A 22,635-nucleotide genomic window follows, 5' to 3' on the forward strand; every position below is an offset into this window, starting at 1 on the left:
AGGGCTATTGAACTAGCTTTAGAACTTCTTATGTTTTGAAATTTAAAGACCCGTTAAGAAGCTTTCATGTTTGAACGAGGAACGAGTGAGTTTGAAAGCTTTAGGGAATTTAAATTTCAAAACATTTAGAAGTTCTTAGCGTATTGTTCACAGTCCAAAATTTCAATTTTATCACGGAATTAAAGGCAGTTTTTTCCTACGGAACTTACTTGAAATTTATTCTTCTGGAATGAATCCTATTTTCTTCTTCATTTTTCTTAAAGTTTTATTAGCTACATATCTAGCTTTTTCTGCACCGCTTTTGTATATACCTTGAAGATACTCTTTATTATTTATTAGTTCTTTTACTTTTTCTTGTATTGGACTTAATTCGCCTATTATCGCTTCTGCCACATCATTTTTAAATTTTGCATAGCCTTTACCTTGGTAGTAATTTTCTATTTCCATTGGGGTTATGCCTTTTATTACACTTAGTATATTTATTAAATTTTTAACTCCTGGCTGATCATCTGTATATTTTACAATTCCTAAGCTGTCTGTTACAGATCTATTTATTTTTTTCTTTATTACCTCTGGTGGATCCATTATTAGTATGAATCCATTAGGATTATCTGCAGATTTAGACATCTTCTTTGAAGGATCTTGTAAATCCATTATTTTTGCGCCAGCTTCTGGTATATACGGTTCTGGTATAGTGAATGTAGGACTGTATAAACCATTAAATCTTTCTGCAATATCCCTTGTAATCTCTAAATGCTGTTTCTGGTCTCTACCTACTGGAACTAAATCTGTTCCATATAGAAGTATGTCTGCTGCCATAAGCACAGGGTAATTTAAAAGTCCTGCTACTACACTTGCCCCTGCTCGAGCTGATTTGTCTTTAAATTGAGTCATTCTTGATAGCTCCCCCATATAGGTGAAGCAATTTAAAAGCCATGCTGCTTCTGAATGCTGTGGCACATGTGATTGTATGAACATAGTATTTTTTTCTGGAACTATTCCTGATGCAATATATATAGATAACAATTCCAAAGTTCTTCTTCTTAAATCTTTTGGCTCTTGTTTTACAGTTATAGCATGTAAATCTACAACACAAAAATAACAATCATATTCATCCTGCAATTTAACCCAATTTTTTATAGCTCCTAAATAGTTGCCTAAAGTTAAATCTCCTGAGGGTTGAATTCCACTAAATATTACTTTCTTATCTCCCATCTTCTTGCCTCCTAAATAACTCTAAATAAGTTTTTTTATAAAAAATAAAGTCCTATGGATAAATCCATAGGACGTATATACGTGGTGCCACCTAACTTTGAGAAACTATAATATAGTTCTCCTTTAAAAGATACATAATAATATCCTGCCTCTATAACGTAAGGCTTACGTCAAGAACTACTGAAATTCATCCCGAATCTCCGAGACCCATTCAGTTTAATCATAGCTACTGTAATCACACCATCTACAGTTCTCTGAAAACCTGTTTTTAAACCTACTTGCTTCTCTTCAAAGATTATATTATATATTGTTAATTATTTATTATGATATTCCTAGTTTATGCTTTTGTCAACACTTAATTTTCTATTCCTATACTATTTAAATTTCTATTCCCACACTATAAAATTATTTATTTTCGCCTTTCCAAAGGCCATGTAAGTTACAATATTCTCTAGCATATTTTATTTCTTCATTTACTTTAAACAATGCTTCTGGCTTATCCTCTGGAGTTAAGAATTTTCTATACACTCTATCATCTGTATGAAGTTCTATCCATTGAATATAATGTTCGGGTGTCATTGGATGAGCAACTTCTCCAACCTTTACTAATATGCCATCCTCTACTTTTTCTATAACTGGTACATGCTTTTCTGTTGCTGCGTCAGTAGTATTTTCTTTTTTCAATGTCATTGGCTTGCCGCAACAAACTAATGTGCCAGCGCCCTTGTTCACTACCTCTACTATATTTCCGCATATTTCGCATTTATAAACTTGCTTTAATTCTGTCACTAAAATCCCTCCTCATTATAATATATTATTATTTATAAATAATACTTATTATTTAACATTTATTAATAATGCCTATTGTTTTATTTCTATATAAATAGTTAAAATCCTTCTAAATTTATTTAATTTTCTAACACAATTTAGAATTCTTTTTATTCCTCTGTAAATACTTATAAACCTTTGAAACTCTTTGCAAATTATAAATCTCTATAAATTATATTTATTCAACTTTGGCAATTATAAAATAAAAATTGAAAATTTAAATGTAAAACTCTTTTAAGAGTTTTGATAAAATATAAATTCAAAAAATTCAAATTTATGTACGAAAATTAAGTTATATTTATTAACTCGTAAAAGCTTATTATATGTGCCTCAATATAATACCCCCTATAGCACGAAAAACTTTGTTTATTTAACTTTAAAATTTCACATACTATACATAGTTATATAGAGGAAGGAAGTGAGCAATTAATGAAAAACAAAAATAATAAAATTCCCTATAGCCCTAATAAAAGAGACTACTTAGAAGAAGAACCTAAAAAGGTAACCTCTTGTTCTAAAAAGGACTGTGTAGAATTACCAGATAATATTACAGATAATATTATAGTTAATAATATATCCTATCCAGAATTTGATTATACCTATAATGATGGAGAGGATATTTAAAACACAATTATAAGCTTCTTAGGAACTTTAATTCTAAGAAGCTTATAATTTTTGTAGACAACTAGAACTTATTATTCATCAATATGGCCTTTTCTTTCCTCATACTATAATGAAACTTTACATATTGCCATAATATTTTATTGCCTACATTATTAAAACTTCTACACTGTATTCTCCCTTATCTAGGTAGGGTATTATTAAATCTTCTAAAACTCTTCCATCTAATTTTACTTCTTTTTTGTTTCCCCTTAAAACTTTTATATTGTATAGAGCATTATTCCTTCTATAGGTAATAGAGTACTCCTTCCAAGCATTCGGAATGCAAGGTTCTATAGTAAAACCCTTTTCTCCCTTTAATTTAATACCAAGTATATCCTCTACAGCCACTCTATACATCCAAGAAGAAGTTCCCGTATACCAACTCCAACCGCCTCTTCCTTCATGAGGTTCTTTACCATAAACGTCAGCGGTCATTACATAAGGCTCTGTTTTAAAGGTTTCACACTCTAGATAGGATCTAGTGTGATTTATAGGATTTATCATGTTGTATATTCTTAAAGCTTTATCCCCCTTGCCCATTTTTGCATAAGCTTTTATTACCCAGGTAACTGAATGGGTGTATTGACCTCCATTTTCCCTTACTCCCGGCACATATCCCTTTATATATCCAGGTTCTAAGTTAGACTTATAAAAAGGAGGCGTTAATAAAAGTACCATGCCTTTATTCTCTTTTACTAAATATTTATCTAAGGACTTCATGGCCTCTTTTACTCTATCTTTGTCTCCTGCTCCTGAAATTACAGCCCAGGATTGAGCTAAGGAATCTATTTGACACTCTTCGTTTTCTCTAGAACCCAGTGGAGTTTCATCATCAAAATAAGCTCTTCTATACCACTTTCCGTCCCAAGCATTTTTTTCTAAGTTTTCTTTTATAAACTCTTTATATTCCTCATACTTATCCTTTCTCTCTTTATCATCCATAACTGTACATAGCTTAACAAAGTTATCCAATATACTGTATAAAAACCATCCAAGCCATACACTTTCACCTTTACCTTCATTACCTACAGTACTCATACCGTCATTCCAATCGCCACTGCCCATTAAAGGTATGTTGTGAACTCCAAATTTTAAGGATTTATCAATAGCTCTTATACAATGTTCATATATACTTCCCTTTTCTTTAGATACTCTAGATATATTATATCTTTCATCTTCCCCTTCTTTTAAAGGCTCATCTTCTAGATAGGACACCTCGTCCTGTAAAATATTGTAATCTCCAGTGTTTTTAATATAATCTGCCGTTACATAAGGCAGCCACAATAAATCATCAGAAAATCTAGTTCTTATACCACTATCTACAATAGGATGCCACCAATGCTGCACATCTCCCTCTAAATATTGTCTAGATGCAGCATATAGAATTTGTTCTTTTGTAAAACTGCTATCCAAATAAGCTAATGGCATAACATCCTGCAATTGATCCCTAAATCCAAAGGCGCCTCCTGATTGATAAAATGCAGTTCTTGCCCATATTCTACAAGCTATAGTTTGGTAAACAAGCCAACCATTTATCATAATATCAAAGGTAGGCTCTGGTGTTTTAACCCTTATGGTTCCCAGAATATCTCTCCAATAATTCTTAGCTTCTTCTAATTTATTGAAAGAATAATTTACATCTTCATAGGACGAAACTATTTTGTTTATGGTACTTATATCCTCTTCCTGTCCTAATAAAATCACTAATATTTTTTCCTCATTAGGCTCTAAATGTACTTTAGAACTATAAGTTAGACAAGGGTCCATACCTGCACCTACTGTATTGGAAAGCTTCCTGTTTTGCAATGCTTTTGGCGACTTATAATCTCCACCTCTTCCTATAAATTCTTTTCTATCTCCTGTATAACTCTCTTCTTTTCCTCCTATAACTTTTAAGTAGGCCTTTAGATTTCCAAAGCTTTCATTATAAGGGTTACTTCCATATATATAACCTTTCTCTTCATTAAAATAAGTGGATATATATGCTGCCGTCTGCTGCGGTGCTACTCCTAAAACCAATCTTGAATAATAGGTAACAGATATTTCTCTTGATTCTGAAGATAAATTTTTAAGGGTAAGATTACATACCTTTACTTTTTGGTCTATAGGTACAAACATTGTTAGTTTTCCCAGTATACCATTATATGCATGAGTAAAAGTAGAATATCCAAAGCCATGCTCTATAACGTACTCTTTCTTATGCCTTATAGGTGAAGGGGTCACATTCCATAACTCTCCAGTAAATTCATCTCTTAAGTAAATCACTTCATCACTAGGGTCTATCACTGGATCATTGGACCAAGTGGTTATTTTATTTTCTCTGCTATTTAAACACCAAGTATAACAGCTTCCTCTTTCTGATACATGAAATCCAAACCATTTATTGCTTATTACATTTATCCATGGAGCTGGAGTGTCCTTGCTATCCTTTAAAATAATAATATACTTATGTCCCTGTGGCGAAAACCCTCCATAGCCATTAAAATACTGCAATTCTCCCACTTCATACTTATATTCTTGTATATTATAATCTTTATGTGCTACCTGTAATGTTGCCTCTTCCCTGTACTGCTCTTCTCCATCCTTCATGCAATTTATAAATGAATTCTTTTCTCCATCTATAACTATTCTAGCAATTGCTTTTATAAAATTAATATCCTCCTGTTCCATAGAAGCCCTATTTAATAGAAACACTCCTCCATTTCTATTTTGTTTCTCTCTTAAAGGACTTCCTAAAATAAGTTCTCTTATTAAGTTTTGAATTGGCTCCATATACGAAACTTCTTCCTCATTTAATATTACTAAATCCACTGTAAGTCCCTTAGAATTCCAATATTCATGAGCTTTTATAACTTGCCTTACAGAATCAATATGTTTCTTTTCTCTGCAGATAAGGAGCACTATAGGTAAATCTCCAGATATACCATACTTCCATAAATCCTTTTGGGAGCTTTTAATGTTTTTAATCCACTGTTGTCTTCCTTTATGGGATAAATTAGTAAATATTATATTAGCAGCTCCTGATTGATATAAGTTGGCCTGAGAAGATTTTATTCCTAAGTACTTCATATTTAGTTGTGCTTCAGTCCAAGCTAATGTAAAGTTTCTCTCTATGTTTCCATATTCACTGTACTTCTTAGCAAGTTCTATTAATTCTTCCTTAGAATCTCCTAAAACAGTAGTGTAAATTACCTCACAGTTACTTCCTGGCTGTATTTTTATTTTTCTTCTTATAGCTATTATTGGGTCTAAAACTGTGCCTACTGTATTTTTAAGAGGAGTATCATTATCCATACATATAGGATTTTTAAGGTCTCTCCCTCTGCCAATAAAATTAGCTCTGCTGGTTTCATATTGCACCGCCGCTACTGACTGACCTTTGACTGTAGATACCTGCATAAGCCAAGGTTTTTTTTCTTCTTTCTTTCTTCCACGTCTTGTGGCAATTATACATTCTCTTTCCTCATTGTATTCTGTCTGTATAAATAAATTTTGAAATGCTGGATGTACCAAATCACTACTGTAATTATTTAAAGTTACCTCACAATAGCTAGTTACCTCTAAAACTTTCTCCTCAGCACTATTATTAGTTATGGCTATTTTTCTTATCTCTCCATTATTTTCCCCAGAAACTATTATTTCTGTAAAAGTAGTTAAATCCCCATCTTTTCTTTTAAAACCCACTCTATCTAAAGAAAATAAAACCTGATAATCTTCTCCCTGGTTTTTACAAGGTTCATAAGTAGCACTATAATAATGATTATCCTTAAGGTCCTTAATGTAAAAAAACATTCCCTTGTCATCTAAGGTTACATCTTCCCTCCACCTATATACATGCATATCTCCCTTTTTAGAATATCCACTTCCGCTATTAGAAATCATTAAGCTATACTCTCCATTAGATAATAAATGCACTCTAGGAATGGCTGTTTTAGCAGAATGATATTGTCTAACTATAATGTTTCTCTTTTCAGTTTCATTTTTTTCTTTTTTGGAATAGTTTTCTTCTCTATCATATACTATTGCCTTTGGTATTCTTTCCTGCAATAATAGCTCCGCAGCTTTAACTCTAGGTATATTGTGAAATCTTTTTTGAAGTATACTACCATTTAATACATTATCTAATGCCATGAAACTCATGCCTTCATGGTGTACCATAAAGCATTTTACTACTCTACTATCCTTACCTTTTAATCTATTTTTTGTATAATCTATAGCTTCGTAAAATCCATATTTACCTAGAGCACCCAACTTTTCTAAAGCATGTAAATTAGCTATGGATCCCTTTTTATCTACCTGCATAGCCAGTACTGTGGAATACGGTGATACCACTAGTTCATCTGCTAATCCACGCTTTACACCTATACCTGGCACTCCAAAAGCCTTATACTGATAATTCATATCTCTATCGAAATAATAAAAAGCAGACTCAGATATTCCCCAAGGCACTCCCTTAGAAGATGCATAGTTTATTTGCCCTTGAAGTACAGCATTGTAGGTCTCATGAAGTAGCGTATCTTTATAATCTCTCATTATTAAAAGAGGCATAAAATATTCAAACATGGTTCCACTCCAAGAAACTAAAGCTCTGTTACCTTTTATTTTGGTAAGAGCCCTTCCTAGTTTAAACCAAACTACTTCACTAATATCTCCCTTTGCTATAGCTACAAAAGTAGCCTGCCTAGCCTCAGAAGCCAATAGATCATAATAACTATTTCCTATACTATTCTTTTCTACATCATAACCTATGGAGAAAAGTTCCCTATTTTTATGAAATACCATAGTGAAGTCTGTATTTTCCGCTATATGGTTTATTTGTTCTATCAAATCTTCTATATCTTCTTTTACCTGCTCCTGAGTAGTTTGTTTGCTTTCTACTGTTTTTTCAATGCTTCCTTGACCTTCTCCTTGCTCCTGAGAAATTTGTTTTCCTTCCAACTGCTTTATTTTATTCTGTTCACCTTCCAAAAATAGCTTTCTTACTTCTATATTAAACATCTCCATAGAAATCTTTAATTTATTGTTCCAATATAAATTGTCCTCCGAATTTATCTTTTCACATTTAGCCTTTAAAACTTCCAATAATTCTATAAACTTACTTGCATTTATTTTTTGGCTTGTATATACCTTAAATATATCATTATAGTAATTTTTTTCTCCTGTTTTTTCTGCTATTTCCTCTTCGGCTAGTAAAGCAGTATCCTCTAATCCTTTAATATATCTATCTAAATTATCTGAATTCTTAAAATTATCCACATATTCTTTAAGAGCTTCCTGAATTACCCACAGATAACCCACAAGATTGCCACTATCAACTGTGGATATATATTTTGGATTCAAAGGTTTCCCTGCTTTAGTGTTATACCAATTATAAAAATGTCCTCTTAACTTTTCTAGCTTATTCATGCCTTCCATTGAATTTTTCATTCTATAAATCAACTGAAGAATACCTATATATCCTAAGTCATAGGCCACGATATTTGATATTAATCCCATGCCTAAATTAGTAGGAGATGTTCTTGGCGCTACTCCCCTATGAGGATATTCCTGATAATTATCTGGAGCAAGCCAGTTATTTTTATCATTTACAAAATCCTCAAAATAAGCCCAGGTTCTTCTGGATATGCTTCTTATATACCTTATTTCATGTTCTTCCAACTTTTCTTCCTCTATTTTAATATCTTTACTTATGTAATATGCTATGGCAGGACTTAAAAACCATACCATAGTAAAAGGAAGAATAGCTATGCCTGCATCAGTAGATTTAAGAAATGCCAATACACATATAACACTAACTAGAAAACTTCCCTTCCACATAAAACTTATATAGCTTGTTAATGTCTTACCCGATTTTCTCTCTGCATCTTCAGCAGTTTGCCATTCTAATAAATTTTTTTTACTTATGACTAATCTATATAGTGTTTTAATTATGGCATCTACCATCAGGCAAGCTTGATATGGAATAAAACATAATATTAAAAACACTTGATAAAAAACAGTTTTTATGCTAGATATTCTTCCAGATAAACTTATACCTTTTATAGGTGATGTTACAAATTCGGTAACGTCAAATAAAATAGGACTTATACTAGCTAATATAGCTGCTACTATCCACTTATCAGTGCCATCAGGAAGCACATTAAATGATAAGGCTACCAATAACATTATAGAAGGCGCTAATAAACTTCTTCTTAAATTATCTATAAGTTTCCATCTAGATAAAGCATTTAACCCATTGCCTTTAAACACCCATGGAAGTAACTGCCAGTCTCCTCTTGCCCATCTATGAAGTCTTTTACTGCTGGAATTATAATAAGCAGGATAACCATCTATAAGCTCTATATCCGTAACTAATCCCGCTTTAACATAAGAACCTTCCAAAAGATCATGGCTCAAAACCGCATTTTCCGGTATCTTATCCTTTAACATATGGTTAAAAACGTCTATATTATATATGCCTTTTCCAGTAAATATACCTTCTCCAAACAAGTCTTGATATACATCAGATATAGCTTTTGTGTACACGTCGATGCCCACTTCTCCAGAGAATATCTTTGAATAAAGCGTTTTATTAGCACTTATAACATCTACACTTATTCTAGGTTGTAAAAGTCCATAGCCTCTTACCACACTTTTTTTCTTCTGGTCAATGACAGGTTCATTAAGCACATGTGTCATAGCTCCTATTAATTTTTTTGCAGCATTTCTAGGCAATTTTGTATCTGCATCTAATGTTATTACGTATTTACATTCTTTTAGTTGTTCTATATTTCCACTTATAAAATTAAAGCTGGTATTTTCTTCTCCCCTTAAGAGATTATTAAATTCCATTATTTTTCCACGTTTTCTCTCCCAAGCCAGCCATTTTCCTTCTTTTTCATTGTATTTTCTAGGTCTACAAAAATAATAAAATATATCCCCCTTACCAGTACAATAACTTTTATTAAGTTTTTTCACCTCATCTAGTGTGAATTTTATTATTTCTTCATCTTCCTCTTCTTTTTCCTTTTGGCTATCCTTTAAATCTCCTAATAATGCAAAATACAGATTATCTAACTTATTAGCTAAATAATATATCTCCATATGTTCTACTAATTCTTTAGCTCTTTTCTTATTGTTTACTATGGTAGGAATTATAACCACAGTGCTGTTTTTTTTGTCTATTCCATCTTTAAGTTCCATCTTAGGTATAAATCTAGGCGTTGACAAATAGTTAATACTCCAATTTAAAATAGAAATCACTATCTCACTGCAAGGCACTATTAGTATAATAAATGCTAAAATATATTTCCAAAGAAATATATTTCTATCATTTCTAAGGCTTAAAGAAATAAATATAGACATAACTAAAATAGTTCCAAATACTATACTTCCTATATATAATGCAACTTTTTTATCATTTAAATTACGAAATATCCTCTCTATAGGCTTTTCCTTTAAATTAAGCTTTTTTATTAAACATTTAACTCCATCATCTATTAAATAATAACCTACATGTCTTTTATATTCTTCATGGGTTTCATAGCACTTCTGTGCATCACACTCCTGGGCACATTCTAAGGCTTTTTTAACTATAAATGATTCAGGCAAATTAAACTTTTTAGATAGTTTTTCAATATTATATCTGTAATAATCTTGAGAGTCAAAATCCATATTAGGATACACTTCTATAGGATCTTTCATAAGTAAACTTTCCACATAGCTAAGCTTCTTAAAGTACTTTCTCCAGTTAATACCATCTAAAGTTCTTATGCTATTTATGGAATTACCCATGGATAACTGCATAGCTGCTTCTTTTTTATGCTCTTCTATAATTAATTTTTGGTAATTAATTTCTCTCATTTCTAAATTATCATTTATCCAGTTATAAATCTTGTTATTTTCAATACCATTGTCTTTTAGTATTTTAAATAACCTTTCACCAAAAAAATAAGTAAATTCTATTTCTCCCTTAAAAATATCCTCTAATTCCTGTTCACAATTAGAACTATGGCAAGCATCTATTATTCTTTCAGCTATTAAATCCCCTTTTATTTTTTCTTCTTGAGCAAAGAGTATATTTTTAGCCACATTGCTTATATTTTGAATTAGAGCTATTCTAAGCATTACTGGAAGCATCCATAATTCCTTACTGCTAAGCACAGTATTTCTCTCATATGCCCTTACAAATATTTCTATAATTTCTTCATCTATTCGCCCATCTGTATGAGACACAATTTCCACAGCTATATGATAAACCCTAGGATAGTCTTTCATTATACCCTTGGTCAAAATAGGTAAATTTCTATAATTTTTTTTGGGTACATTATTTTTTACATATTTATATTCCTTTTGAATTAAAAACATGTTGTCCAAAATCCATTCCGCTGCATAAAGTCTATCACTGCTATTCTTTTGATGCATTTCTATCTTTTCATGAGCTTCTACTATATTATTAAAACTTCTATCTAAACTTTCTATTAAAGTTTTATTATATCCCTTTTTATCCACGGAAGAATACTCTCTAGATATTTCTTCTGCATGCTTTTCTAAATCCTCTATATTAACAATTATTTTAGGCACTGCATCTATTGGTGATTCTTCTTCTTTAGCTCTTCTTTTAGTTAACATATACCTAAAAAAAGCTATAAGAGCTATAGAAATTATTGTAACTATCACTGTATAAAAGTAATCCATGTATCTATTCACCTCTCAGTTAATTTGCTATGGAAATAAGGTTTTGCTTTTAAGGGACCTTAATGTATTATTTCCAAAATTAACTGAATTAATTCAAAACATAAGAAAATTATGACGTAAGTGCAATAAGATAAATTTGTCTTTAAGTCCACAATAAATATATTTTTTTAGACTGTTCGCAATACGCCAAGAAATTCTAATGTTTTCAAATTTCAATACCCTAAGGCTTTCAAACTCGCTTCTGACGGCGCTCAAACATGAAAGCTTCTTAACGGGTATTGAAATTTGAAAACAAAGAATTTCTAAGCCTAGCTCAATAGTCTTAAAAAATATATTTATTGTTACCTTAAAGACAGATTTTTCAGGTCATTCGTATATCGTCACGGGGAGAGAACAACCTACTAAAGGAGGATTTTCCTCCGCTTTGCTATGGAAAATCTTTAATTTATAAAAAAGGGCTCATAATATTTTTTAGGCGGAGCCGTTCGTAGCCTCTAATTCCTGGTTACTAATAATATTGAATAATTATAATAGCGCATGCCACTTTAAGTATAGAATAAATAATAAGATTGCAAACATTTTTATGATAATCATTTCTAAAAGTATGATATAATTGAAAAATAAGTTAATTTGTAATAGTAAACTATTATAATATAACAAGTATTATTGGTTCAATAAATAGTAATTTATCAGGCAGTTTTGAACTACAAGTTATTTACATAATATTATTTTGTTGGAGGAGAAAAGTATGATACATAAAGGAACGGTTTATCTCGAAACAGAACGACTTATATTAAGACGATTCAAAAAAAGAAGATATAAAACAAATTTACTATAATTGTTGGAGTGATAAAGAAGTATAGAAATGGACTAATTATGCACCAATGGACTGCATTGATGATGTAATGACGAATGCAGATATGTTTACCGATAATTGGATGGATGCATATGAAACAAAGAATCGTTATAGTTGGGCAATTCAACTTGAAGAGACTGGTGAAGTGATAGGACGATATTTTGGAATGCATCCAAACGATGAATTACGTCAGGTTGAGTTGGTATGTGAAATTGGGCAAGCATGGTGGAACCAAGGTCTTATGACTGAAGCAACAAAAAAATAATAGAATTTTTCTTTAAAGAGGTGGGCTTTAATCGGGTATACGCTTGGCATGCAAGTGAGGATCCTGCTTCTGGAAAGATGCAGAAAAAAGCCGGAATGAAGTGGGAAGGAACGTTGAGACAAGCGTGTAAATGCAACAATGGCATATTTGATAAAGTAATTTATGCGATAATGGCTGATGATTATTTTAGTGAAGAATCAGTATCTTGAAACAACAAATTCCAAGTTATAGAACTGATTGAGAAATAATAATTTGTATATTAAAAGTTAAGGGGAAAATAAATATGAATAGAAAATATGATAAATGCTTAAATAAGTGGAATAATATATTTTCAAAAGAAGTTCCTAAAACTCTAATAAAGTCGGGTTCTGGAAATAATGCTCTAGATAAAGGAATTGAGTGGATTTGTAATGGGACGACAAATGTTCTTGATTTTGGATGTGGAAATGGCACTATGATATTTTTATGTGCTATAAATGGAACAAAGTATAATGTAGGAATCGATTTGTCAGAAAAAGGAATTGAAAGTGCACAGATAAGATCTAAACAAATGATTAAAGGAGAATTTCATTTTGTCCAAGGCAGTATCGATGCATTAAAAAATATAGACAATTCATCTTTTGATGCCGTAATTTTATCTAACATTATTGATAATTTATATCCAGACGATGCAGAAGCTTTAATTAGAGAAGTAGAAAGAGTTTTAAAAGATAATGGTAAAGTTTTAGTAAAGTTAAATCCTTATATAACAAGAGAACAAATAATAGAATGGGATATAAAAGTTATAAAAGACAATTTACTTGATGATGGATTAATTTTGTTAAACAACACAACAGATGAATGGAAAAATTTTTTTGAAAGAGAATTTAATATAATCCAATATGAAGAAATTTATTATCCAGAATATAACCAAACTAACAGGATGTTTTGGTTAATTAAGAGGTCATATTAACTTATTTTTAAGACTACAAATTCTAATTTGCAGAATTGAAGTAATATAATTATAGCTTGAGGGATAGCGTATTCTTCTTAAGTTATGGTAATACTAATCTAAAGCAAAACGGTTATAAGATTTTGAAGAAATTTACTTGTCCTTGTTGTGGATATAAAACATTAGATGAACAATTTAGTTGGGAGATATGTCCTATCGGCTACTAGGAAGATGCTCCCCTTCAATTTGAAGAAGTTGACCTTCAAGGAGGTGCAAATACTGTTTCTTTAAGACAAGCACAAAGAAATTTTATTAAATTTAGTGTTTGTGAAATGAGTATGATTGGGTGTGGAAGAAAGCCTGATACAAAATCCATTAAGCGATTTCATTGAAAATTATATTAAAGGATATAAAAATTTTTAATTTAGAATGGGGAGATATTTGATGGATAGAGTAGCGAAGTTAATACTACTAAGAGGCAACTCCGGAAGTGGCAAGACTACTACGGGAAAGGCTTTACAAAGAAAATTTGGACATGGTACAATGCTAATTTCACAAGATGTTATTAGGAGAGAAATGCTATTTGTGAAGGATGGACCCAATACAGAGGCCATTCAATTATTAAATGAACTTGCAATATACGGAAAAAAACATTGCAATATTATAATTTTAGAAGGAATTTTAAATTCAAAATGGTATAAAAAACTATTTGAAAATTTATTTGATGAATTTAATAATGAAATAAATATAGCTTGTTTGCTATCCCATTTATTTAATTAAAGATTTTCCGTAACATAGTGGAGGAAGATCATCCTTTAGTAGGCCGTATTCTCCCCTAGATAAACTATGCATTAACCGAAAAATCTGTCTTTAAGGTAACAATAAATATATTTTCTTAGACTATTGAGCTAGCCTTAGAAATTCTTTGTTTTCAAATTTCAATATCCGTTAAGAAGCTTTCATGTTTGAGCGCCGTTAGAAGCGAGTTTGAAAGCTTTAGGGTATTCAAATTTGAAAACATTAGAATTTCTTGGCGTATTGCGAGCAGTCTAAAAAATATATTTATTGTGAACTTAAAGACAGATTTTTCTTACGGCACTTACCTCACAATTTATTTTAAATGTTATAAAATTCTTCAAATGACTTCAATACATAAGTGTGATCTTGAACTCCTCCAAATTCACGTACAGAGTGCATTGCAAGCACTGGAGTTCCCATGTCTACGGATCTTATATCTAAATGAGTTGAAGATATAGGTCCTATAGTGGAGCCTCCTCTTGAATCTGAACGATTAACAAATTTTTGATAAGGCACTCCTGCATTTTTACATACCACTTCATAAACAGCAGATGAATCACTATCTGTAGTATAGCTTTGATTTGCATTTACTTTTATTACTGGTCCTTTGTTTATTACTGGTCTATTAGTTGGATCATGTTTTTCTCCTACATTTGGATGAACTGCATGTGCTAAGTCTCCAGAAATTATAAATGATTTTGATAAAGCTCTAAGGAAATCTTCTCTACCTTTTCCCATAGATAATGCTATTCTTTCTAGTACATTAGCAAGCATTTGAGAATCTGCACCTTGTTTTGTAGAACTTCCTACTTCTTCATTATCAAAACAAACCATTACATTTGTTCCTTTTGTAGTTTTACTATTAATCAAAGCTTTTATTCCTGCATGAACCATAGCTAGGTCATCTAATCTTCCACAGGATATGAATTCATCGTTAAGTCCTATTATGCTTCCTTTTTCAAATTCATATAGGAATAAATCAAAGTCTATTATATCTTCACCCTTAACGCCTAGCTCCTTAGCTACTGCATTTAAAAGATAATTTCCCTTTTCTAAATTTTCATTTACTAATGATAGTAATGGCAATGTATCCTTTTGCTTATTTAATTCTACACCGCTATTTACTTCACGATTCATGTGTATTGCAAGATTAGGTATTATAAGTATAGGTTTTTTTATGTTTACTAATCTTATTTCTGGGTATAATGGATTTTCGCTCTTTAATGCTACTCTACCAGCCACTGAAAGAGGTCTATCTAACCATGTATTAAGTATAGGTCCTCCATATACTTCAGTGTTTAATTTTACATATGTTTTTTCTGAAACCATTTCTGCTGATGGCTTAATTCTAAATGTTGGGGAATCTGTATGAGCTCCTATTAATTTAAATCCGTCTTCTTCAATTTCTCCATTTCCCACTACAAAGGCTGTTAAAGCTGAATCATTTTTAGTTACATAGTACTTTCCGCCTTTTTCTAAATTCCATTTTTCACTTTCCTTTATTTCCTTAAATCCATTAGCAGTTAATTCTTTCTTTACATTCTCCACTGCATGAAAAGCTGTTGGACTTTCATAAATAAAGTCTATAAGATTTTGGGCTAATTCTAATTCCTTTGTCATTATTAATCCCCCCGAAATTTTATGATAATTTTGATTTATTTACATGTTTAATTATAACATATATAATACTCCAACTCCAAATTTCACTTTACAATTGGCAATGATTAAATTTTCAATTTAGTATTAATATTTAATATACAATTATATACTACAAATTACAATTACAATATAAAAAATGTATTAAAACCCTAAATTATGAGTATTATATTATTAAGTAAAATTTTAGTAATTTAATGGAGCGTGATTTATTATGAAAGGAACTATAAGGCACTTATTCCCTGGCGGAAATACATCACAGGGTTTTTATTCCTATTACCATTATATTTTATCTCAGGAAGAAGCCAATAAAATCATTTGCATTAAGGGCGGACCTGGAACTGGCAAATCTTCCATGATGAAAAAACTTGGAGAATACTTTAACTGTAACGGATATGACATAGAATATCACCACTGTTCATCAGATAATAATTCCCTAGATGCAGTATTAATACCATCTTTAAAAGTTGCTATATTAGATGGCACTGCTCCTCATGTAGTAGACCCTAAAAATCCAGGCGCTGTGGATGAAGTTTTAAATTTAAGTGACTGCTGGAATGAAAAAAAACTCCAAAATAATAAAAATGAAATAATTTCTATTAATAAAGCTATCGGAAACACCTTTAAAAGAGCTTATAAATACATTGAAGCATCTAAAATTATACATGACGGTTGGAGCAATTTAAACTTAGAAGCTATGGATTTTTCAAAATTAAATATATTAAAAGAGAACTTAAAAGGAGAGCTTTTTAACGCTAAAGTAAGCTCATTAGGAAAGGAAAGACACTTATTTGCCACTGCCTTTACTCCTAATGGAATAGTCACCTATATAGAGAACTTGCAGGAAAATTATAAAAATATATATGTATTAAACGGCGAACCCGGCACCTGTAAATCTGATATATTGAACTTTTTAAGTAAAGAAGCTATTAATAGGGGACATTATGTAGAAATATTTCATAAACCCCTTATTCCTGAGGAAATTGAGCATATTCTAATTCCTGATTTAAGCATAGCCTTGTTAACCTCTAATGAAATAAATAGAAAAGAATTTTCTGGAACACAAATATACACAAATGAACTGCAAAATCAAAATATACTAAATAGAAATCTCTCAAAAACACATGATGAAAGGGAAACTTTTTATCTTCTTTTAAATAAAGGCTTAGATATAATCTCTGGCGCAAAAGAGTTGCATGACCAGTTAGAATCTTACTATATACCTGCAATGAATTTTGACAAGGTAAATGAAAAATATAAAAAGGTCCTAAATGAATTTCTAGAATACGAAAATAAAAATACTGCAGATAATGCATTTAAACAAATAAAAAGTGATATATTTTTTGTCTAAAGACCATAAAAGCCACAAATTATAGCCTTAAATCAAGAAAGCTTTTTATAATTTTTATTTTTTTAAATGCTGAACTGACTTATTGCTAATTCCTATTACACAGCCCCTAACACCTTAAATGTAAATATAATAATTTTAAAACTGATGATTGGGGATTGCGTAAAGTACATGAAAAGAAATAAAAAGTTAAATATGCTGGTATATTTTGTGTCATACAAGGAAGTATTTTCCATCACTAGTATAACTATCGGCGGGTTCTATTGAAGCAGTATGACGCAAAATAGACTAGCATGCTGACTTATTATTTATTTGAATGTGTCTAATAGGTATCGAATGCTAAAACTAAAAATTTGAGACTAAAAACTGAAATTAAATATTGGTCAACTTCATAATTATAAAATATTATTTTGTTCCAAGAATTTTTTATCATTTATTATTTCTTCATAATCTCCATCTTTAATAATTCTATGATCCTCTGAAAAGACTATAGCCCTTTTAAAAACACCTTCTACATAACCGAATTCATGAGTAGAGCATATTATGGTTTTTCCACACTCCCTTAGTTTTATTAAAAAATCTCTCAAAAATTTCTTTCCCTTTGGATCTATTCCATTCATAGGCTCATCTAATACAAGTACCTCTGGATTTAACGCAAGCACACTAGCTATGGCAACCTTCTTTTTTTCTCCGCCGCTTAAATTATAGGGTTCTCTATGTTTTAAGTCCATAATATTAAGCAGTTCCATGCAATCATAAACCCTTGAATTTACCATATCTTCACTCAATCCCATTTGTCTTGGTCCAAATGCAATCTCCTCATAAACCGTAGAACAAAAAAGCTGCGCATCTGAGTTTTGAAATACAAATCCTACTTTTTTATGAAAACTTTTAGAAAAACTACTATTTTCTAATTTTTTTCCTGTAATTTCTTCTTCATTAAATATGTACTTTCCCTGTACCGGATTTACAATACCATTTATAATTTTTAACATTGTGGACTTACCACTGCCATTAGGTCCAATTAAAGCTACAGCTTCCCCTTCATTTATATTAATATTTATATCTCTAAGAGCCACATTATTCTTATATGCAAAATAAACATTATTAAGCCGTATCATATTTTCACTTCCTCATAATATATTTTTAAATTGCAGATAAAGTTCTTTATTTAGATAAAACAAAATACAAGACTATGATAAATATATTTACAGAAGTATACGCTAAATCTAATAGTGTAAATTTAAATTTAGAATAACTTACATACTCTCCAGTAAAGCCTCTGCATTCCATAGCTGAATACATTTCTTCTCCCATGGTTTTTGATTTGAAAAATAAATTTCCCATAATCCTAGATATAGACGTGTATTTTTTATTATTCTTACCTATAGATCTGAGTTTTAAGGCATACAACATTTCTAAAGAAAACTCTCCTAATATGTATATATATTTTATTGTAATATCAAAAACTAATATAAATATATCTGGAATAAAGAGCATTTTTAAAGATTTAGTTATGTGATGCCATTTAGTAGTGTATGATAATAAATTAACGGCTACAACCGTTATAAGCACCTTTAAAATTAGCACTAAGCTATTATATAAATTTCCCATAATTATTGATGGTATAAGTATGATTACTGTAAAAATAGGCACTATTAAACTTACACCTAATATTTTTTTCAATGTATCACCATCCAAAGTACTTAAGCATAGCAAAAAATATGTGCCTATAGTGTATAAATAAAACAAATTTCTAGACATAGATAAAAAAATTATAAATAATACGGTAAATATTAATTTTATCAGTGGATTGATTTTATATAGCATCCCATTTCCACAAGTCTTATCTCTTTTAATCCTTGATAATATTTTAATAATTGCTATTATGGTTTTATTTATAAATCCATCCTTGTCTTTTGGTGGTTTATAATCCTCCTTATTTAAAAGCCAATCCTTAATCTCCAATAATCCACCCTCTCACTTTTTCCTATTTTGCTAATATTAGATACAAGCATAAATTCAACAACCATCCATTACATTCCTTCTAAAGCTAGAAAGAAAATATGGATGGTTGTAAAATTCAATATTTACTTATTTATTATCATCTGTTATATATATTATGATTCAACCATAAAAAGATACAATATAGTGGAATTATAAAATTTCTCCTCAATAACTTGCATAAGAGCTCGAAACAATAAATTTAATTTAAGAAATTCTAATCTTTTAGACATATAAAATTAGCTCTCAACAGTTTTATCCTTCATATCAATATTACTATCTTTTTTCAAAGCTCCTATAATTTTAAAAATTATAACTATAAGTGCTACTCCTGCTATAGCAGACAATATGTACCCTGCTATTTCTGGAAGTCCACTTATACTGTAATCTGGCGCCATAGAACTAAATTCAAATCCTTTTTCCATGCCCTTTGGAACAAAACCAGTTAATTCTTTTATTTCATCTGTTCCCCATTCTCCCCATGCAGTACCTGAAGCTAATAATCCTACTGGACTTAAAACAATCATTGCTATTATAAGTCCAGTTAAAGACTTACTATTTTCCTTTTTTCCCTCATATATAGTTCCTGGGGATAATTTCTTAATATAAGCATAAACTCCCGCAGTAACTGCACCTTCTAATAATCCTATGATTAAATGTGGCAAAATCATTGCTGGAATTGCTACGTTTAAAGCATATGGACAATACAGTGCCGCCCCTGCTGCATCTTTAAAAATCATAGGTTGAATACCAAATTCTATAGCTGCGCATAAAGCTGCCATAATTAGCGATATGTATCCTGCTATAAATGCAGCTACATATTCACCCTTTTCACTTTTTATTTTTCTCTTTATAGAATTAAATACGTAGTGAGCTACAAATGGCATAACAAAAGCCATGTTAAAAGTATTTGCTCCAAATGCTAGTATTCCACCATCTCCGAAAAACAAAGCCTGTATTAATAGTGCAATAGTTACTGCTATACATGCAGCATAAGGTCCTAAAATAATTGCGATTAAAGCAGCTCCTACAGCATGAGCTGTAGTTCCCCCTAGTGCTGGTACATTGAACATCATTATTAAGAATGAAAAAGCTGCACAAACTCCAAGCAGTGGCATTTTCTTTTTACTCAGTTCATTCTTTACTTTTGTAACTGTTCTTTTCCAAACTGGAACCATTGCCACCCCCATTACAGCACAGGTCGATGGACTTAAATAATTGTCTGGTATATGCATTATTATCCCCCCAACTTAATTTTATAAAAATAAAAACCACAAAAGCTCCATAATTATGGATAACCTTCGTGGTTATATATCGATTTATTCATATGTCTCAAAATTCGTTTTTAAGACACAAATATTTTATTCAACAAAATAATTTTACACCTATGTAAAAAAATAGTCAAGCTCTATTTTTATGTAAATTAATACCCCTTGGATTTTATTATAAAGTGGTATAATATACTTATTAATAATCTATTTATTTTTTTATTTTAAGGACGGTGTTTTGGTTTGTTAACTAATTTTTTAATTTCACACTTTATAAAAGACCACAATAATACAGATGATGAAAATGTTAGGCAGAAATATGGATATCTTGCGGGAGTGATAGGAATAATTGCAAATATACTTTTATCATCCATAAAGCTTACAGTGGGATTTATATCCCATAGCATTGCTATAACTGCTGATGCTTTTAACAACTTATCCGATGCTGCTTCATCACTTATAACCGTAGTATCCTTTAAATTAGCAAATAAGCCTGCAGATAAGGAACATCCCTTTGGGCATGGGCGTGTAGAATATTTAGCGGCTCTTGTAGTTTCCTTTTTTGTTATGATGGTAGGCTTTCAATTTGTCAAAACCTCATTTGATAGAATTGTAAATCCTACAAAAATAAATTTTCATATAATTCCCTTTGTTCTTTTGCTTTTCTCAATATTAGTAAAGGTATGGCTTGGATTCTTTAATAAAAAACTTGGAAAAAGAATAAATTCTACCACTTTAAGCGCTACTTCCATGGATGCTTTTAGTGATGTAATAACCACCAGTGTAGTTGCTTTGTCCTTTGTTTTATCGAACTTTACATCTTTACCTATAGACGGATATATAGGTATTTTAGTAGCACTTTTCATAATTTACTCTGGCTTTAGCCTTGTAAAGGAAACCATAAATCCTCTCTTGGGTGAGGCTCCTGATGCTGAATTGGTAGAGAATATAGAAAAAGATTTACTTAGCTATGAATATATAACTGGTGTACATGACATAATAGTTCATAACTATGGCCCTTCTAAATTTATGGTATCTCTACATGCAGAAGTTCCTTGTGATATTTCTGTATTAAAAATACATGAAATAATAGACAAGGCTGAAAAAGAAATTTCTAAAAAACATAATATTTTATTAGTTATACACATGGATCCTATTAATACAAACGATGAAGCAGTTAAAAAGTGTAAAGAAGATGTGTTGTCTGTAATCCCTACTATACCGGAAATAGAATCCATGCACGATTTTAGAATGGTAGGAGAAAATAATTATATTAACTTAATATTTGACGTGGTAATTGACCATGATATTCATATAGACCAACAAAAGGAAAATGAAATCATACTCCAATTTAATAAAAAATTAAAAGCTATAAACCCTGCTTACAATTGCGTAATAACTGTAGATAAAAATTATACTTTTATAAGATAGCTATTAATCCCTAATCACCGCTCTCCAATCCTCATTAAAGACTTTATTTTAGTACTAAGTACCTAGAATTTATTTCTAGAAATTAAATCCTGAATAAAGCCTAACATATTAACTTAATATCTAAATAATTAGAGATTACGGATTAAGAATTGGATATTGGAGATTAATGGGTCGAGACAAAAAACCATGAAAGATGCATATATAAATAAGCATCTTTCATGGTTTTTTGTTTTTTTATACTAACAAATACTCAACTCTTCAATAACCAAATTTACCATTTGATTCATAGATAACTGTCTAGTACCTACAGTAATTACATTACATTTATTTAAAGGTAAAATTATTTTTCTTGCCTTACTATTAGCAATAGCTTCAGACATAACTGGAGTTATTTCCCCCATCATTGAATTTGCTACTAGAATAGCTATAGGCCCTATGATCACATCCACTTCCGATGACATAACCTTTATAGAATTCTCGCCTGTAGCTGCTGCATGAGCTCCACCTTTTATCATATTAGCGGTGGCTAAAGAATTTGTGCCTAATGCAATAATTTCAAAACCTTCTTTGTATTGTTCCCTAATCTTTTCAATTATAACTTTTCCTAATCCTCCGCCTAATCCATCAATTACTGCTACTCTCATTAGATACCACCTTTTCTTTATTAGCGTTAATATGAGGGCTTTCAAACTTTTC

At 30.7% G+C, this 22,635-nt stretch carries 15 protein-coding genes, 1 pseudogene and 1 other annotated feature; of the genes and pseudogenes, 8 read left to right on the forward strand and 8 right to left on the reverse strand.

The features are described from left to right. Positions 1-216 precede the first annotated feature (216 nt). Complete coding sequence (gene trpS, locus CC89_RS10980) at positions 217-1,215, reverse strand: tryptophan--tRNA ligase (RefSeq protein ID WP_035292116.1); 999 nt, start codon at positions 1,213-1,215, stop codon at positions 217-219. 64 nt (positions 1,216-1,279) lie between these two features. After that, positions 1,280-1,516: a binding site (T-box leader), on the reverse strand. A gap of 104 nt (positions 1,517-1,620) precedes the next feature. After that, on the reverse strand, positions 1,621-2,004 hold the full coding sequence (locus tag CC89_RS10985) for a desulfoferrodoxin (protein WP_035292118.1): 384 nt from the start codon (positions 2,002-2,004) through the stop codon (positions 1,621-1,623). Positions 2,005-2,472: 468 nt separating this feature from the next. Between CC89_RS10985 and CC89_RS10990 the strand changes: the two genes are divergently transcribed. Beyond that, a complete protein-coding gene (locus CC89_RS10990; protein WP_035292119.1) occupies positions 2,473-2,667 on the forward strand; it encodes a hypothetical protein in 195 nt (64 codons plus the stop codon). 144 nt (positions 2,668-2,811) lie between these two features. Here the strand turns inward: CC89_RS10990 and CC89_RS10995 are convergent, their stop codons facing one another. Next, on the reverse strand, positions 2,812-11,382 hold the full coding sequence (locus CC89_RS10995; protein WP_035292121.1) for a glycoside hydrolase family 94 protein: 8,571 nt from the start codon (positions 11,380-11,382) through the stop codon (positions 2,812-2,814). Between the two features lie 884 nt (positions 11,383-12,266). On the opposite strand from CC89_RS10995, the gene CC89_RS19575 reads away from it, so the two are divergent. The 5 genes and pseudogenes from CC89_RS19575 (at position 12,267) to CC89_RS11010 (ending at position 14,214) form a co-directional block, all read left to right on the forward strand. Next, positions 12,267-12,503 carry a GNAT family N-acetyltransferase gene (locus CC89_RS19575; RefSeq protein ID WP_051931729.1) on the forward strand — a complete coding sequence of 79 codons (237 nt, stop codon included), beginning with the start codon at positions 12,267-12,269 and terminating at the stop codon, positions 12,501-12,503. 77 nt (positions 12,504-12,580) lie between these two features. Beyond that, positions 12,581-12,712, forward strand: coding sequence for a hypothetical protein (locus tag CC89_RS21140; RefSeq protein WP_286161342.1), 132 nt, complete (start codon positions 12,581-12,583; stop codon positions 12,710-12,712). A 74-nt stretch (positions 12,713-12,786) separates the two neighbouring features. Then, on the forward strand, positions 12,787-13,455 hold the full coding sequence (locus tag CC89_RS11005) for a class I SAM-dependent methyltransferase (protein WP_051931731.1): 669 nt from the start codon (positions 12,787-12,789) through the stop codon (positions 13,453-13,455). 122 nt (positions 13,456-13,577) lie between these two features. Beyond that, positions 13,578-13,826, forward strand: a pseudogene (locus tag CC89_RS20000) (CPCC family cysteine-rich protein). A gap of 52 nt (positions 13,827-13,878) precedes the next feature. Further along, entirely contained in the window at positions 13,879-14,214 is a 336-nt protein-coding gene (locus CC89_RS11010) for an AAA family ATPase (RefSeq protein WP_081897039.1), read from the forward strand. 336 nt (positions 14,215-14,550) lie between these two features. On the opposite strand, the gene CC89_RS11015 is transcribed toward CC89_RS11010, so the two are convergent. Next, entirely contained in the window at positions 14,551-15,852 is a 1,302-nt protein-coding gene (locus CC89_RS11015; RefSeq protein WP_035292123.1) for a M18 family aminopeptidase, read from the reverse strand. A gap of 250 nt (positions 15,853-16,102) precedes the next feature. On the opposite strand from CC89_RS11015, the gene CC89_RS11020 reads away from it, so the two are divergent. Then, on the forward strand, positions 16,103-17,239 hold the full coding sequence (locus CC89_RS11020; protein WP_051931733.1) for a PRK06851 family protein: 1,137 nt from the start codon (positions 16,103-16,105) through the stop codon (positions 17,237-17,239). Between the two features lie 392 nt (positions 17,240-17,631). On the opposite strand, the gene CC89_RS11025 is transcribed toward CC89_RS11020, so the two are convergent. The 3 genes from CC89_RS11025 to cbiM all read right to left on the reverse strand — a co-directional run bounded on the left by CC89_RS11025 (position 17,632) and on the right by cbiM (position 20,475). After that, the gene (locus tag CC89_RS11025) at positions 17,632-18,357 is read right to left on the reverse strand and encodes an energy-coupling factor ABC transporter ATP-binding protein (RefSeq protein WP_035292125.1); all 726 of its coding nucleotides are present in this window, start codon (positions 18,355-18,357) and stop codon (positions 17,632-17,634) included. Positions 18,358-18,403: 46 nt separating this feature from the next. After that, positions 18,404-19,204: an energy-coupling factor transporter transmembrane component T family protein gene (locus CC89_RS11030; RefSeq protein WP_286161343.1), complete on the reverse strand. Its 801-nt coding sequence runs from the start codon at positions 19,202-19,204 to the stop codon at positions 18,404-18,406. A gap of 275 nt (positions 19,205-19,479) precedes the next feature. Then, positions 19,480-20,475 carry a cobalt transporter CbiM gene (cbiM, locus tag CC89_RS11035; protein ID WP_035292127.1) on the reverse strand — a complete coding sequence of 332 codons (996 nt, stop codon included), beginning with the start codon at positions 20,473-20,475 and terminating at the stop codon, positions 19,480-19,482. Positions 20,476-20,751: 276 nt separating this feature from the next. Here cbiM and CC89_RS11040 point away from each other — a divergent pair, with 276 nt between their 5' ends. Continuing rightward, a complete protein-coding gene (locus CC89_RS11040; RefSeq protein WP_035292128.1) occupies positions 20,752-21,939 on the forward strand; it encodes a cation diffusion facilitator family transporter in 1,188 nt (395 codons plus the stop codon). Positions 21,940-22,178: 239 nt separating this feature from the next. Here CC89_RS11040 and CC89_RS11045 read toward each other — a convergent pair whose 3' ends face one another. Next, positions 22,179-22,583: a DUF3842 family protein gene (locus CC89_RS11045; RefSeq protein WP_035292130.1), complete on the reverse strand. Its 405-nt coding sequence runs from the start codon at positions 22,581-22,583 to the stop codon at positions 22,179-22,181. Positions 22,584-22,635 lie beyond the last annotated feature (52 nt).

Origin of the sequence: Clostridium sp. KNHs214 (genome assembly GCF_000744935.1) — a bacterium.
GTDB lineage: Bacteria > Bacillota > Clostridia > Clostridiales > Clostridiaceae > Haloimpatiens.

Coding starts and splice junctions, on each gene's coding strand:
- trpS (WP_035292116.1), bottom strand. CDS start 1,215: ATGGGAGATAAGAAAGTAATATTTAGTGGAATTCAACCCTCAGGAGAT.
- CC89_RS10990 (WP_035292119.1), top strand. CDS start 2,473: ATGAAAAACAAAAATAATAAAATTCCCTATAGCCCTAATAAAAGAGAC.
- CC89_RS10995 (WP_035292121.1), bottom strand. CDS start 11,382: ATGGATTACTTTTATACAGTGATAGTTACAATAATTTCTATAGCTCTT.
- CC89_RS19575 (WP_051931729.1), top strand. CDS start 12,267: ATGGACTGCATTGATGATGTAATGACGAATGCAGATATGTTTACCGAT.
- CC89_RS21140 (WP_286161342.1), top strand. CDS start 12,581: ATGCAGAAAAAAGCCGGAATGAAGTGGGAAGGAACGTTGAGACAAGCG.
- CC89_RS11005 (WP_051931731.1), top strand. CDS start 12,787: ATGAATAGAAAATATGATAAATGCTTAAATAAGTGGAATAATATATTT.
- CC89_RS11010 (WP_081897039.1), top strand. CDS start 13,879: ATGGATAGAGTAGCGAAGTTAATACTACTAAGAGGCAACTCCGGAAGT.
- CC89_RS11015 (WP_035292123.1), bottom strand. CDS start 15,852: ATGACAAAGGAATTAGAATTAGCCCAAAATCTTATAGACTTTATTTAT.
- CC89_RS11020 (WP_051931733.1), top strand. CDS start 16,103: ATGAAAGGAACTATAAGGCACTTATTCCCTGGCGGAAATACATCACAG.
- CC89_RS11025 (WP_035292125.1), bottom strand. CDS start 18,357: ATGATACGGCTTAATAATGTTTATTTTGCATATAAGAATAATGTGGCT.
- cbiM (WP_035292127.1), bottom strand. CDS start 20,475: ATGCATATACCAGACAATTATTTAAGTCCATCGACCTGTGCTGTAATG.
- CC89_RS11045 (WP_035292130.1), bottom strand. CDS start 22,583: ATGAGAGTAGCAGTAATTGATGGATTAGGCGGAGGATTAGGAAAAGTT.